The organism is Micromonospora sp. S-DT3-3-22, assembly GCF_015354745.1.
Taxonomy (GTDB): Bacteria; Actinomycetota; Actinomycetes; order Mycobacteriales; family Micromonosporaceae; genus Micromonospora; species Micromonospora wenchangensis.
Genome location: NZ_JACGMO010000025.1, coordinates 1 through 13880 on the forward strand (window position 1 = coordinate 1; position 13880 = coordinate 13880).

The 13880-nt window shown below is 74.5% G+C and carries 17 protein-coding genes; 5 read left to right on the forward strand and 12 right to left on the reverse strand.

Going from position 1 to position 13880, the window contains the following annotated elements:
- Window positions 1-363 (reverse strand): alpha/beta hydrolase (locus H1A17_RS10035; protein WP_375372803.1); only part of this gene is annotated, 363 nt, incomplete at its 3' end.
- Between the two features lie 71 nt (window positions 364-434).
- Here H1A17_RS10035 and H1A17_RS10040 point away from each other — a divergent pair.
- Window positions 435-1022 carry a bacterial proteasome activator family protein gene (locus tag H1A17_RS10040; protein ID WP_194821707.1) on the forward strand — a complete coding sequence of 196 codons (588 nt, stop codon included), beginning with the start codon at window positions 435-437 and terminating at the stop codon, window positions 1020-1022.
- 2 nt (window positions 1023-1024) lie between these two features.
- Here H1A17_RS10040 and H1A17_RS10045 read toward each other — a convergent pair whose 3' ends face one another.
- From H1A17_RS10045 to H1A17_RS10055, 3 genes are all read right to left on the reverse strand, one after another.
- A complete protein-coding gene (locus H1A17_RS10045; RefSeq protein WP_145922423.1) occupies window positions 1025-1837 on the reverse strand; it encodes an HAD family hydrolase in 813 nt (270 codons plus the stop codon).
- Window positions 1837-2658, reverse strand: a complete 822-nt coding sequence (locus H1A17_RS10050) for an HAD family hydrolase (RefSeq protein ID WP_194821708.1) — start codon at window positions 2656-2658, stop codon at window positions 1837-1839. Before H1A17_RS10050 ends, H1A17_RS10045 begins: the two co-directional genes overlap by 1 nt.
- A gap of 165 nt (window positions 2659-2823) precedes the next feature.
- Window positions 2824-3537, reverse strand: a complete 714-nt coding sequence (locus H1A17_RS10055) for a hypothetical protein (RefSeq protein ID WP_145922421.1) — start codon at window positions 3535-3537, stop codon at window positions 2824-2826.
- Window positions 3538-3700: 163 nt separating this feature from the next.
- Here H1A17_RS10055 and H1A17_RS10060 point away from each other — a divergent pair, with 163 nt between their 5' ends.
- From H1A17_RS10060 to H1A17_RS10070, 3 genes are all read left to right on the forward strand, one after another.
- A complete protein-coding gene (locus H1A17_RS10060) occupies window positions 3701-4129 on the forward strand; it encodes an OsmC family protein (protein ID WP_088643598.1) in 429 nt (142 codons plus the stop codon).
- A gap of 115 nt (window positions 4130-4244) precedes the next feature.
- Window positions 4245-4589 carry a metallopeptidase family protein gene (locus H1A17_RS10065; RefSeq protein ID WP_194821738.1) on the forward strand — a complete coding sequence of 115 codons (345 nt, stop codon included), beginning with the start codon at window positions 4245-4247 and terminating at the stop codon, window positions 4587-4589.
- A gap of 151 nt (window positions 4590-4740) precedes the next feature.
- Window positions 4741-5460: an AIM24 family protein gene (locus tag H1A17_RS10070; RefSeq protein WP_145922420.1), complete on the forward strand. Its 720-nt coding sequence runs from the start codon at window positions 4741-4743 to the stop codon at window positions 5458-5460.
- 118 nt (window positions 5461-5578) lie between these two features.
- Here H1A17_RS10070 and pheA read toward each other — a convergent pair whose 3' ends face one another.
- The 4 genes from pheA to H1A17_RS10090 all read right to left on the reverse strand — a co-directional run bounded on the left by pheA (window position 5579) and on the right by H1A17_RS10090 (window position 8661).
- The gene (pheA, locus tag H1A17_RS10075) at window positions 5579-6535 is read right to left on the reverse strand and encodes a prephenate dehydratase (protein ID WP_194821709.1); all 957 of its coding nucleotides are present in this window, start codon (window positions 6533-6535) and stop codon (window positions 5579-5581) included.
- A 10-nt stretch (window positions 6536-6545) separates the two neighbouring features.
- Window positions 6546-7097 (reverse strand): hypothetical protein, encoded by a 552-nt coding sequence (locus H1A17_RS10080; protein ID WP_375372804.1) that lies wholly within the window; start codon window positions 7095-7097, stop codon window positions 6546-6548.
- Window positions 7098-7289: 192 nt separating this feature from the next.
- On the reverse strand, window positions 7290-7748 hold the full coding sequence (locus tag H1A17_RS10085) for a hypothetical protein (RefSeq protein WP_145922418.1): 459 nt from the start codon (window positions 7746-7748) through the stop codon (window positions 7290-7292).
- Between the two features lie 175 nt (window positions 7749-7923).
- On the reverse strand, window positions 7924-8661 hold the full coding sequence (locus H1A17_RS10090) for a hypothetical protein (protein ID WP_145922417.1): 738 nt from the start codon (window positions 8659-8661) through the stop codon (window positions 7924-7926).
- A gap of 164 nt (window positions 8662-8825) precedes the next feature.
- Here H1A17_RS10090 and H1A17_RS10095 point away from each other — a divergent pair, with 164 nt between their 5' ends.
- Window positions 8826-10043 carry an arginine deiminase gene (locus H1A17_RS10095; protein ID WP_194821710.1) on the forward strand — a complete coding sequence of 406 codons (1218 nt, stop codon included), beginning with the start codon at window positions 8826-8828 and terminating at the stop codon, window positions 10041-10043.
- 32 nt (window positions 10044-10075) lie between these two features.
- Here the strand turns inward: H1A17_RS10095 and H1A17_RS10100 are convergent, their stop codons facing one another.
- The 4 genes from H1A17_RS10100 to H1A17_RS10115 form a co-directional block, all read right to left on the reverse strand.
- Window positions 10076-10957 carry a DUF5926 family protein gene (locus tag H1A17_RS10100; protein ID WP_145922415.1) on the reverse strand — a complete coding sequence of 294 codons (882 nt, stop codon included), beginning with the start codon at window positions 10955-10957 and terminating at the stop codon, window positions 10076-10078.
- A 53-nt stretch (window positions 10958-11010) separates the two neighbouring features.
- A complete protein-coding gene (locus H1A17_RS10105; RefSeq protein WP_145922414.1) occupies window positions 11011-11457 on the reverse strand; it encodes an ATP-binding protein in 447 nt (148 codons plus the stop codon).
- Between the two features lie 53 nt (window positions 11458-11510).
- A complete protein-coding gene (locus tag H1A17_RS10110) occupies window positions 11511-12968 on the reverse strand; it encodes an ATP-binding protein (RefSeq protein WP_145922413.1) in 1458 nt (485 codons plus the stop codon).
- Window positions 12969-13084: 116 nt separating this feature from the next.
- Window positions 13085-13876 (reverse strand): glycerophosphodiester phosphodiesterase family protein, encoded by a 792-nt coding sequence (locus tag H1A17_RS10115; protein ID WP_145922412.1) that lies wholly within the window; start codon window positions 13874-13876, stop codon window positions 13085-13087.
- Between the last annotated feature and the right edge of the window lie 4 nt (window positions 13877-13880).

The window sequence follows — 13880 nt, forward strand, 5'->3', positions numbered from 1 at the left end:
CGGCCCCGGCGCGACCAGCCCCGGCAGGGCCTGCGCCGCCACCCCGGGCAGCGCCGCCACCCCGGCCCGGACGTCGGCGAGCGTGTTCGGCCAGCCACCACCCGGCTGGCCGGTGCGCCGGTACTCCAGCTGCGCCACCGGCCAGCCCGCCTCGGCCAGGGCGGCGGCGAGCGGGCCGGTGTGGGTGCGGTCGTACTCGGCCCGCCAGAAGCCCCCGTGCACCACCGCCACCAGCGGCCGGACCGGACCGCCACCGGCCGGCCGGCGCAGGTCGACCAGTTGCTCCGGTCCGTCGCCGTAGGCGACGGTCAGGTCCGGCGGCGGGGCGGGCCGGCTGAGCACCGCCCGGGGGTCGTGGGCCATGCCGGCGACGGTAGCGCGGCTGGTGGAGGTCCGGGTGGGTGCGACGGGAGCGGGTGGGTAAAGATGGGGCCATGACCGAAGCGCACCCCACTGGACAAGCTGACGAGCCGGGCCGCCCCGACGGGCAGTCGGGCACCGTGGTCGTGGTCGGCCCGGACGGCCGCCCGGTCGGCACCGTGCAGACCGACGAGGCCGGCGAGGACCCGACCCGCCTGGTCGAGCAGCCGGCCAAGGTGATGCGGATCGGCAGCATGATCAAGCAGCTGTTGGAGGAGGTCAAGGCCGCCCCGCTCGACGACGCCAGCCGGCACCGGATGCGGGAGATCCACCAGCGGTCGATCGTCGAGCTGAAGGAGGGCCTCGCCCCCGAACTGCGCGAGGAGCTGGAACGGCTCTCGCTGCCGTTCGCCGAGGACCAGGCACCCAGCGAGGGCGAGCTGCGGATCGCCCACGCCCAGCTCGTCGGCTGGCTGGAAGGGCTCTTCCACGGCATCCAGGCCGCCCTGGTGGCCCAGCAGATGGCCGCCCGGGTGCAGTTGGAACAGATGCGCTCCGGCGGCCGGGCCGCCCTGCCCAGCGGCCCCGGCGGGATGATCCCCGGCATGCCCGGCATGGGCCAGCCCGGCGGCGAGGGCCACAACACCGGCCAGTACCTCTGACCTCAGCCCACCCCGAAGACCTTCTCCAGGTACGCCGCCACCCCGTCGGCGGTGTTCGCGCCGGTCACCTCGTCGGCGATCTCCAGCACGGCGGGGTGTGCGTTGGCCACCGCCACCGCCCGCCCCGCCCAGGTGAGCATCGGCACGTCGTTGGGCATGTCACCGAAGGCGAGCACGTCGGCCTGCGCCACCCCGACCCGGGCCGCGTACCAGGCCAGCCCGGCGGCCTTGGTCACCCCGGCGGCGGAGATCTCCACCAGCCCGCTGTACGACGAGTGCGTCGCCTCGGCCAGCCCCTCCAGCGCCCCCGCCACCACCTGCACGAAGGCGTCCGGGTCCTGGGTGCCGGCGCGGGCCAGCAGCTTCACCGCCGGCACCGAGGCCAGCTCCTCCGGCGACTCGATCGCCCGGATGGCCTCGTGGTCGGCGTCCCAGCGCAGCGGGTAGTGCGCCTCGTGCCGCATCTCCCGGCTGTCCACGATCTCCACCGCGAAACTGACCTCCGGCACCGCCGCCCGCAGCCGCCGGGCCACCTCGGCGAGCAGTTCCGGGGCCAGCGGGTCGGCCCGCAGCACCTGGTCGGTGTCCGGGTCGTACACCACCGCGCCGTTGGCGCAGACCGCCGGCAGCGGCGCGGAGAGCTGGTCGTACACCAGTTGGAGCCAGCGGATCGGGCGGCCGGTGACCAGCACGACGGGCGTGCCCGCCGCGGCGATCCGCTCCAGCACCGCCGCCGTGCGGGCGCTGAGCCGGCGCTCGTCGCCGAGCAGGGTGCCGTCGATGTCGCTGGCGACCAGCCGTGGTGTCTCTGCCATCACCGGGAGAGTAGCCGGTCGAGGTAGACCGCCACCCCGTCGTCGTCGTTGCGCAGGGTCACCTCGTCGGCGGCGGCCCGCACCAGCGGGTGCGCGTTGGACACCGCCACCCGGGACCAGCCGGCCCAGGCGAACATCGGCAGGTCGTTGGGCATGTCCCCGAAGACCAGCACGTCGGCCGGGTCGACACCGAGCCGCTCGGCGACCACGGTCAGGCCGCTGGCCTTGTCCACCCCGGCCGGGGTGATCTCGACGAAGCCGAGCCCTGCCTGGGTGAGGGTGGCGACCTGCGGCGGGACGATCCGGCGGGCGGTGGCCAGCAACTCGTCGACGTCGTGGTCGGCGGTCCGGACGAACGCCTTGATCACGTCGAGGGCGAGACATTCCGCCCGGCTGCGCGCCTCGAACAGCTCGGGGTAGGGCCACGACGGGTGATAGTCGCCCCAGAGCGGCGCGTCGTGCTCGTCGGATCCCTCGACCATGACGGTCAGCGGGCCGACGGCGGCCTCCAGGTCGGCCAGCAGACCGGCCAGCACCTCGGCGGAGAGGCGCTCGTCGCGCAGCACCACCGGGCCGGTCGGGTCGCTCTGGTCGACCACGCAGCCGCCGCCGGCCATCACCAGGAAGTCGGCGGCCCGGATGTCGTTGCGGGTGAGTTCCTTCAACCGGGGGCCACGGCCGGTGGCGCCGACCACCGGGATACCGGCGGCCCGCACCCGGTCGAGCACCCCGTGGGTGTACGCCGACACGGTGTCGTCGCTGCGTACGAGGGTGCCGTCGAGGTCGGTGGCGATGAGTTTGGGCAGTCCCGGGCGGGTCATCGTTCCTCCTTGCCCGCCGCCGTCCGTACCGGTCGTCCGACCCGGTGTGACGGCGGGCAGCAACCGTACCTCGCCGTCCGGGTCGCAACCATGGCTTCCGGGCGAATCAGCAGGCAACGCCCGGTGACCGCCGCGCGGTGGCCCGGCGTGCCGCCCCGGCGGGGCTCAGGGGTGGGGTTCGCGGCGGGCGAACGGAACCGTCGGGGTGACGGTCAGGCCGGCGGGCGCGGCCGGCCGGTCGTCGTCCCCGTCCGGGACGACCCCGTCCGGTTCGGCCTGCGGACCGGCGGTGTCGACCGGCGGACCGTCCGGCTGCGGGGCGGTGGCGAGCAGCGCCGCCCCGACCAGCGCGACGGCGACGAAGGCCATCACCAGGCCCCGGCCGTAGTCGACCCGGAACCCGTCCTCCGGGGAGTAGAACAGCGCCCGCTGGCCCGAGTCGTCCAACGAGAAGGCGGTGACGGTGAGCAGGATCACCAGGGCACCCGCCACGGCCAGCCCGGCCACCCGGGCGTCGTGCCGGACCGCCGGCCGCCCGCGCAGGGCCAGCGCCACCGCGACGCTGAGCAGCAGGAGCCCCACCAGGTAGGCGATCCCGAAGCCGCCCACCTCGGCCACACCACCGGGCACCCGGATGGTGCCGCTGCCCTCCGGGCCCCCGTTCGGCACGGTCATCACCAGCCACTCCCCGGCCATCGACGCCGTGGCGGCGACCGCGCCGAGCAGGACCAGCACCGGGGGCAGCCGCCGGTCCCGGCGCAGCGCGGCGGGCCATTGCCCGAACCGGCCGCCCGCCGGTCGTTCGGGGGCACCCCACTCCAGCACCGGGGTGTCGTCCGAGCGGTCGTCCTGTCTCGGGATGGGGAGATCCTGGGACATCGGCCACCTTCCGCGTCGCGGGCCTGACCCGCATCATCCCACGCCGGCCCGCCCCGGGCCGGCAGCGCCGGGGCCCCGAAGCGGCGCACGCCGACCGCTGCCGGGGGCCGGCGGCCTCGCCGGGTCGGTCGCCGCAGGCGGGGCTTTCGACTAGCGTTCGGGTATGCCTATCCGTACCGCATCCGCACGTTGGCAGGGCAACCTCACCGAGGGCGCCGGGACCGTCCGCACCGGCAAGGGTGGCCTGGAGGGGAACTACTCCTTCAAGTCGCGCTTCGAGGAGGGCGAGGGGACCAATCCGGAGGAACTGATCGGTGCCGCCCACGCGGGCTGCTTCTCGATGGCGCTCTCCAAGCAGCTCGCCGACGCCGGGGTGTCCGGCACCTCGGTGGAGACCACCGCGAAGGTGCACTTCGACAAGACCGACGCGGGGATGACCGTCACCCGGATCGACCTGGAGACCGTCGGCCAGGCGCCGGGCCTGGACGAGGCCCAGTTCACCAAGCTGGCCGAGGCCGCCAAGGAGGGCTGCCCGATCTCCCGGCTGCTCTCCCCCGGCGCGCAGATCAGCCTCACCGCCCGCCTCGCCTGATCCGTCCCGTCGGCCGTCCGGCCCCGCGCGGGGCCGGACGGCCGACGGGGTACGGGCGGCGCTCCGGCGGGACCGGTGGGCGGGCGGCCGGTCGGGCACAATGGGTGAGGTGCCCGTGGAGATGAGCCGTGAACGCTTCGAGGAGTTGGTCGGCGAGGCCCTCGACGAGGTGCCCGAGGAGTTGCTCCGGCTGATGAGCAACGTGGTCATCCTGGTCGAGGACGACCCACCGCCCGGGGAGGACCTGCTCGGCCTCTACGAGGGGCACGCGCTGACCGAACGCGGCTGGAACTACTCGGGTGTGCTGCCCGACCGGATCTTCATCTACCGCCGGCCGATCCTGCGGATCTGCACCACCGAGGACGACGTGGTCGACGAGGTGGCGGTGACCGTGGTGCACGAGATCGCCCATCACTTCGGCATCGACGACGAGCGGTTGCACGCGTTGGGCTGGGGCTGAGCCCGCCGCCCGCCTCGTGCGGCCGGTCGTCTGCGTGCACCTGACCGGTTCCGTGCGCGGGGCCGGGCCGGCGCGCCGCTCGGCCGATGCGGCGGCTTGCGGGGGCTGCCTACCGTGTGGTGAGCACACCCCCAATCAGGAGGAAGACCCAATGCGCAGCGCGCTGTTCTCCGCGGAGAACCTGGAGAAGGAGTCCGCCCAGCCCGGCATGCGGCTGCAGAACTCCAAGATGTTGAAGATCGAACTCAACGGTGAGGCGATGGCCCGGGTCGGGTCGATGGTCGCCTACCAGGGGCAGGTGCAGTTCCAGGCGTTGGGCTCGGGCGGCATCGGTAAGTTCATCAAGCAGCGGCTCACCGGCGAGGGCGTGCCGCTGATGAAGCTCACCGGCCATGGCGACGTCTTCCTGGCCGAGCTGGCCAAGGACGTGCACATCATCGACCTGGAGCCGGGCGACGCGCTGTCGATCAACGGGTCCAGCGTGCTGGCCTTCGACTCCACCCTGTCGTACGACATCAAGATGGTCGGCGGCGCGGGGATGGCCTCGTCGGGCCTGTTCAACTGCGTGTTCAGCGGCTACGGCCGGATCGCCATCACCACCAAGGGCACGCCGGTCGTGCTCAACGTCGACGCGCCCACCTACGTCGACCCGCAGGCGGCGGTGTGCTGGTCGGCCAACCTCCAGACCGGCTACCACCGGGCCGAGCAGCTCGGCCTGGGCACTTTGCTCGGCCGCAGCACCGGTGAGGCGTTCACCATGAGCTTCGCCGGCCAGGGCTTCGTCGTGGTCCAGCCGTCGGAGGAGCCGCCGGTCCAGGGCAGCGGCGGCCAGCAGCAGCAACAGGGTCTGCTCGGCGGCCTGCTGAGCTGACCGCAGGTTCGACGTGGGGGCGGTCCCGGCCGGGACCGCCCCCTTTCGTCTGTGCGGCCGTCGCCCGGCCGCTCGGTGCGGGTCCGTGCCGCGCTGCTGTCGAGACGGCGGCGTGGGCTCAGTTCAGCTCGCCGGAGCGCAGCCGGGCCAGCCAGGCCGCCGCGTCGGTGTAGTCGGTGTCCGAGAGCCCGGCCGGCGCAGGGACCGGCCGGTCACCCGCCGCGTCGGCCCACCGGTGCCGGGGGTACGACCCGAGGAACCGCACCTCGGCGCAGACCCGCCGCAGCCCCTGCAACGCCTCACCGAGCCGGGCGTCGGCGACGTGACCGGTGCAGTCGAGGAAGAAGACGTACCGGCCGAGCGCCTCCCCGGTGGGGCGGGACTCGATCCGGGTCAGGTTGACCCCCCGCACGGCCAGTTCCATCAGCACCGACAGCAGCGCGCCCACCCGGTCGTGGGCGATGTAGACGGCCAGCGAGGTGACGTCGTCGCCGGTGGGCGGCGGAGGCGGGCCGGGGCGGGACAGCAGGGCGAACCGGGTCACCGCGTCCGGATGGTCGGCGATCTTGTCGGCGAGCAGGGCCAGCCGGTGCCGGGCGGCTCCGATCGGGGCGCAGATCGCCGCGTCGTACTCGCCGGTGGCCGCGCCGGCCGCCGCCGCGCCGTTGGACAGCACGTCGATCACCGTGGCGTCGGGCAGGTGCGCGCGCAGCCAGTTGCGGCACTGGGTGGACGCCTGCGGATGGGCGGCCACGCTCCGCACCCCGGCGAGTTCGGTGCCGGCGCGGGCACCGAGCACGAACTCCACCGGCAGGATCACCTCCCGGGTGATCACCAGCGGGTCCCCCTCGGCCAACTCGTCCAGGGTCACCCCGACCGCGCCGCCGATCGAGTTCTCCATCGGCACCAGCGCCGCGTCCGCCGCACCGGCCCGTACGCTCTCCAGCGCCTCGCCGACACTGCGGGCGGGCGTACGACTGCCGCGCTCGGCGGCCGGGACGGTACGCAACGCCTGCTCGGCGAAGGTGCCCTCGGGGCCTAGGTAGACGTAGCGGGTCGGCGGTGTTCCGGGCATGCCGCCCAGCCTACGCACCCGGTGGCAGCCCGGCCCCGGCGTCGCAGGCCAACGTCCGGATGGCGGGCGGCGCGACGGCCTTCACCTCGATCGAGCAGACGTCCGTACCGGCGGTGACCAGCCGCAGCGCGCCCGGCTCCCCCCGGCTGACCGCCTGGAGTTCCTCGTGCCCGCTGACCGAGAGCACGGTGTACTGCCAGCCGTCGGCGCACAGCGGCCCCTCGACGGCCCGCACCGTCACGTCGCGGGGCAGCACGTCCCCGCGGAGCAACCCGATCACCCGGTCGGCCGAGGGGCGGCCGGCGCAGGCCACCGCGACCGCCGCGACGGTGGGGGTCGGCAGCGCCGACGTCGGCGGCAGGGTGGGGGTCAGCGGCAGGACGGGCGGCGACGTCGACGGCGGCAGGGTCACCGCCGGCGTGGGCGGGGCGACCGGGGCCGGCAGCTCACGGTCGGGCGGGGCGGCGCAGCCGGTGAACGGCGACACGACGAGCAGGGCCACGGCGAGCCGGGCGGCGACCGGCCGCCGGTACGGGGGGCGGTGGGCGGGGTCAGGCGGCACGGGCCGGTCCTCGGGGGATTCGGGCGCGGGGGCGTCGCGACGGGGCCGGCCGTCACGGACCGTGGGAGGGGCCGGTCGTGTGGCCGGTGGGGGTGAGCCCATCGTAGGAAAAACCGCCCGCCCGGTGAAGGCCGGCGCGACGCCCGACGCCGCCGCCCCGACGTCGGGCGGATCGGCGCGGGGCGGTGCCGGTCAGATCGGGGAGAAGAAGGTGAGTGAACCGGCGACCGAGCCGCCGGTGAGCATCGGGGTGGAGACGGCGTCGACGGTGGCGTAGGTGCTGGTGTCGCCGGCCGGCTGCACCCGCAGCAGGCCCCGGGCGAGTCGACCGGAGTGCAGGGCGAGTAGCGGGGGGATCTTGTCGGTCTCCTGTTCGGGCAGCTCGTGCCGGGCGGCGGTGAAGTCGAGCAGCCGCAGGCCGCCTTCGAGCAGCGGCAGACCGACCACGTCCTCGGGGGCGCCGAGGCAGAGCAGTTCGCAGCCGGCGGCGGAGATGGCGACCACGAGGGTGTCGGCGTCGATCAGCAGGCAGGGCTCCTCGGCGTGCGAGACGCTCGCCGACCACTTCCCGACGTTGTCGCACCCCGGCCCTGTCGGCGTCCGCGCCGCCGGCACGAACACGTCCGGGAGCGAGAGTTCGACGTGGGCCACCGCGCCTCCTAGGTACACCGACGGTCTGTCCACGCTAGCCGGTCTTCGTGACGGTCGCCGACCGCGCGGGAGCCACCGGCCGCCGGTGGAGGGATCAAGTGCCCTGGTGGGCGGCCGGCGACGGCGCGGACCGGCATGTCGGGGGGACCGGTACCGCGGGGCGTCGCCGGTGACGTTACCGGCGACCCGCCGGCTTGTCAGCGGCCGTTCGGCCCTCGTCGTACCACCGGTAGTCGCCGGTGGGACGGTACGTGCCGTTGTGCCAGGTCTGCGGGGCCTGGGCGACCCGGGACAGCTTCTCGGCGGTGGCCGGGCTGATCCGGTTGCCTCCGGCGACGAGGAGCCGGTCGAGCTCCCGGTGGGTCGCCATCATGCAGTCCTTCGGCAGGCCGTAGACGCTGATGACGCCGGAGCCGACGAAGGTCAGCACCGGCGTCACCGGGATCGGCAGCCCGACCGCCTGGGTGAGCGCCTTGCTGGCCCGCTTGGCGTCCCGCCGGGCCTCGGCCACGTACGGCGGGCGCTTGCCGTTGATCTGCACCACGTCCCCGGCGACCAGCACCCGGGCCCGGCCGTGGTCGGCGATGCTGACCGCGAACAGCCCGCTGGGGCCGATGGCGAGGAACCCGGCGCGTTCGTCCTGACCGTGGTCGCGCAGGACGTCGGAGACGTCGGTGCGCGGCCACTCGATGACGTGCCAGGCGGGGCCCAGGTGGTCGAGCTGACCGAGCGCCCGCGCACCGGCGGCCTCCAGCCGGCGGGCGCCCCGCTCGGCCCGGCGTCGACGTGCCCACTCCAGTGGGGTCGGACGGGCCGGATCGAGAGCCGCGGACCCGTCGGGACGGGGGTGCGGCACCGCCACGGGCGGCAGTGCCCGGGTGGGTACGGCTCGACGAGCGGGAAAGACAGTCATCGCGACCTCCGGCAAAAGGTCCCTCGAAAGTTATGTTCTCACTACCCTACGTCGCCACTGTGGGGGTTCGGCAAGTTGGAACGCCGGAATGAGTGCGGATGAATGCCATATTCATCCGCAGTTCTTCCGCTGAACATCGTTCATCACTGCCCTACGCTGCGGGGGTGACCCACTACGTGGACAGCGAGGTCGGTCGACTCGGCACGGTGCTGTTGCACCGACCGGGTCCGGAACTGGCCCGCCTCACCCCCCGCAACAACGACTCGTTGCTCTTCGACGCTATCCCATGGGTGGGCCGGGCCCAGGAGGAGCACGACGCCTTCGCCGCCGAGCTGCGCGGACGGGGCGTGGAGGTGCTCTACCTCGCCACCCTGCTCGCCGAGACGCTCGCCGTCGCCGAGGCCCGCGCCGAACTCACCGAGCAGGTGCTCGCGTCGCCCCGGCTCGGCGACACCCTGCGCCGCCGGGTCGCCGACCACCTCGCCTACCTCGACCCCGCCGCGCTCGCCGACGTGCTCATCGCCGGCCTCGCCCACGAGGAGGTACGGATCAGCGCCGAGCGCCCCGGCGGCCTGGTCTGGACGATGATGGACCGGCACGACTTCGTCATCGACCCGCTGCCCAACCTGCTCTTCACCCGGGACTCGTCACTGTGGATCGGCGACCGGGTCGGGGTCACCAGCCTCGCCATGCCGGCCCGCCGCCGGGAGACCACGCTGACCGACGCGATCTACCGCCACCACCCCCGCTTCGTCGGCACCCGGACCGTCTACCACCCCGGCCTGGAACACCTCGAAGGCGGCGACGTGCTGCTGCTCGCCCCCGGGGTGCTCGCCGTCGGGGTGGGCGAGCGGACCACCCCGGCCGGCGCCGAACGACTGGCCCGGCAGGTCTTCGCCGCCGGCCTGGCGCACACCATGCTGGTGGTGCCGATCGCCCAGGAACGGGCCACCATGCACCTCGACACCGTCTGCACCATGGTCGACGTCGACGCGGTGCTGATGTACCCCAACGTGGCCAGCACGCTGTCCGCGTACACGGTGATCGCCGGGCCGGACGGCGAGCCCCGGATGGACGGCCCCGCGCCGTTCCTGCGCGCGGCGGCCGACGCGATGGACCTCGACCAGCTCCGGGTGATCGACACCGGCCTGGACCCGGTGACCGCCGAACGCGAGCAGTGGGACGACGGCAACAACACCCTCGCCCTGGCCCCCCGGCTCTGCGTCGGCTACGAACGCAACGTGGAGACCAACGCCCAACTGGAGCGCGCCGGCATCGAGGTCATCCCGATCGCCGGCTCGGAACTGGGCTCCGGCCGGGGCGGCCCCCGCTGCATGTCCTGCCCGCTGGTCCGCGAGCCGCTGCGCCCGCCCGCCGGCTGAACCGCCCCACCCGGGCCGACCCGGCCGGCCGCCTAGCGGAGGGTGAGCTGGCGGCCGAGCAGGCCCTGACGGGCCCGGCGGCCGGCGGCGTCCAACGGCTCCTTCTCGGCCAGCGCGTCGGCGTACCGCTTGGCGAACGCGGCCACCGGCTCCTCCCACTCGGCGGCCGGTACGTCCTCCGGCAGGTCCCACACGGGTGCCAGCCGGCCGTGCGCCCGGAACATGCCGGCGAACTTCGTGCCCTCGCCGAGGGTGAGCGCACCGGCGACCGAGAGCCGGGAGAGCGCGTCCAGCGCGGCGTCCTCGTCGTCGCCGAGCACCCAGCGCACGTGCGCCTTCTCCGGCACCTGGCACCAGTAGGCGGCCCGTGCGGCGGCCAGCTTCACGGTCGGATAGATCGCCGCGTTCGCCCGCTCCAGGGACGCCTGCACGGTCGGGTCGTCGGCCGCGCCCGGATCGAGCCAGAACTCGAAACCGTCGTGCATCGTGATCTCCAGCGGGCCGTCCACCAGGATGTCCTGGAGGCGGGGGCCGGGGCCCGGCAGCGGCGGCACCGTCACCGCCCCGCCCGGCTCGGTACGCAGCGCGCAGAGCAGCGCGTCGGCCAGGTCCCGGGAGACGTCGCCGGACTGCTGGTGCCGCTGGAGGCCGATGAACACCCGACCGTCCGGCTTGGTCATCGCCGGGGCGGCCATCGGCAGCACGGTCGCCAGGGTGACCGGGCGGTCGCCGTGCTCCTCGACCAGGTCCGGGGTGAGCCGCAGCGGTGCCGAGGCGGCCGGTACGAGTTCGCGCAGGGCGATCCACTCCGGCTCGTCCGCCAGCCCCTCGAACGGACGGGGGACGAAGACGTCCCGGATCTTCTCCCGGCGGGGAGCGGCCTCGGCGCGCTGGTTCTTTCGACGCTTGCTCACGGCGAGACAGCCTAGAGCCCGCCGGGCGGCGGTGGGGGAAGGACCCGCCCCGGTCAGCCGGCGGCGACCAGGTCCGGCCGGCAGTCGGCGGGGTCGAACTCGGCCCAGACGCTCTGCCCCAGGCCGTCCCGGTCGACCCCCCAGCGGCTGGCCAGCCCGGCGACGATGTGCAGGCCTCGGCCGTCGACGGCGTCCGTGCCGGCGGCCCGCATCCGGGGGCCGGCCCCGGCACCGCCGTCGGTCACCCGGACGGAGACACCCGGCCCGGTCCGGGTCGGTCGCAGCCGCCAGGCGACCCGGACCACCCCGCCGGGCAGCGGGTCGGCGTGCCGGACCGCGTTGCCGACCAGTTCGGCCAGGACGGCCACCAGGTCGGCGAGGAGCGGTGGGGGCACCAGGTCGGCCAGTTCGTCGGCGAGCCGGTGCCGGGCCAGCCGCGCGCCGGTGGCGTGGTGGGGGACCACCACACACCACGAACGCTCGACTCGTCCCGTCGACACCCCGGCTCCTTCTCGGCCCGTGCCCGCGGTGGGTCGTCCGGCCCACCGGCGGCTCACCCGCGGGGGAGCCGCACCTCTGCGACGGTACCGCCACCGTCGCGTGGACGTAGGGATACCCATCCATTCTGCTGTTCAACGATCCGGCGGACGAGATAGAGGCCGAGTCCGGCACCCGGATAGGCCCGTCGGTCGCCGGACTCGCCCTGCCAGAACCGGTCGAAGGCGCGTTCGACGTGTTCCGGCCGGATACCCACCCCCCGGTCGGTCACCCGGAACGACACGGTCTGCCCGTCGGCCGACGCGAACACCTCGATCGGGGAGTCCGCCGGTGCCCACTTGCCCGCGTTGGTGCACAGTTCGGTCAGCACGGTGGTCAGGCTGTGCCGGTCCCCGAGGGCCTTGGGCAGGTCGGCCGGCGCGTGCAGGAACAGGCGTCGGCGCAGGTCGCCGGGGAGGTCCAGGACCGCCGCGCGCAGCGCCTCACCGAGGTCGAACGGTACGGCCGGCTCGCCGTCGGAGCGTACGTCGGTGGCCGAGGTGAGCAGCCGGTCGACCAGCCGGGCCAGTTCGTTGGCCCGTTGACCGATCACCCGGGCCGCCTGCCGCCGGTCGTGGTCGGTGAGCGACTCCCAGTGGTCGGTGAGGGTGTCGGCGTACCCCTTGATGACGGTGACCGGGGTGCGCAGCTCGTGGCTGGTGACCGCGACGAAGAGGTCGCGGTCGGACTCCCGGCGTCGCTGGTCGGTGATGTCGCGGAAGGTGATCACCCGCAGCGTGCCCGGCCCGACCAGCTCGCCGGTGGTGATCCGCAGCCACCGCCCGTCCGGGAGCTGGTGGTCGAGCACCTGGCCGGCCGGCGGGAGCGGGAACGGCAGCGGCCGGTTCATCGCGTCACCGGTGCTGCGCCCGGTGACCTGGGTGGCGGCCGGGTTCCACAGCCGGACCCGGCCGTCCCGGTCGACCACGGCCAGGCCGTCGGCCAGCGCCGCGACGACCGGGCCGTCGCCGTGCACCGGCAGCCCGCTCTGGTCGCCGTACATGTGGGCGATGCAGGAGGCGAGGTAGCCGAGGGTGGCGTGCTGCACGCGGTCCTCGGTCTCGTCGTCGTCGGTGTAGAGGGCGTGCAGGGTGCCGACGGTGAGCCCGTTGAGTTCGGCGCGGGCGACGATCATGCGGCGCAGGCCGTCGCCGACCAGTTCCGCGGCGAGCGGACCGTCGAGGTGGTCCAGCCGGGCCTGCCGGACCCGGGGCCCGGTGAGCAGGCAGACGGTGGCCGGGTCGGAGGCGGGCAGCGGGCGGCCGATGGTCCACTCGGCGCAGCCGCTGGCGGCGATCACCCGGCCGCCGGTCGGGGCGAACTCGACGAAGGCCACGCAGGCCGCGCCGAGCGTGGGGCGGGCCGCCCGGAGCAGCGAGGTGAGCACCGGCAGGCCGGCCTCACCTGAGTTGATCATCTCGATCACCGCGCCGTGGTCGGTGATGAGGGTGGCGAGATCGGGGCGCTCCGGCATGCCCCGAGTCTGCCCCGTACGAGGCGGTTCGGGCACCCCCCGCAGGTCACCGGGCTCCGGCAGCCGGTGCCGACCCGACCGCCCGGCGTCGGCCGGGGACCGGTGTGAGCCGGGCGTCACCGGCCCAGCCGGGCCAGGGTGTGCGCGGGCCGGTCGGTGATCACCCCGTCCACCCCCGCGTCGAGGACCAGCTCCAGGTCGGTGGGCTCGTTGACCGTCCAGACGTACACCGGGTGGCCGGCGGCGCGCAGCGCGGGCACCAGCTCCGGGCGGGCCCGGACCAGGCCGATGCCCGGCCCGGCGATCCGGGCCCCGAACGGCAGCCGGCCGAGCCGCAGCCAGCGCGGCAGCACCTCCAGCAGCAGCACGGTCGGCAGCGCCGGGGCCAGTTCGCGGACCCGGCGGACCGCCAGCGGGGAGAACGACATCACGGTGACCTGGACCGGATCGTCCGGGCCCGGCTCGGCCAGCCCGTGCCGACGCAGCAGGGTCACCAGCCGACGCTCGACGTCCCCCCGGTAGCGGGACGGGTGTTTGGTCTCCACCAGCAGCCGGACCGGGCGACCGGCGTCACGGACGGCGGTCAGCAGCCGGTCCAGGGTGAGCAGCCGGGTACGGGTGTCGTCAGGTGCCGCGTCGCCGTCGGCCGGCGCGCAGCCGGGATGCCAGGAGCCGAAGTCCAGGGTCTCCAGCTCGGCCAGGGTGCGGGCGCTGACCAGGCCGTGACCGTTGCTGGTCCGGTTCAACCGCCGGTCGTGTACGCACACCAGGTGCCCGTCGCGGGTCAGCCGGACGTCGCACTCCAACCCGTCGGCGCCCTCGTCGAGGGCCCGCAGGTAGGCCGCCAGGGTGTGCTCGGGCAGGTCGGCCGACGCGCCCCGGTGCGCGAAGACCAGTGGCTCAGCCATCCTC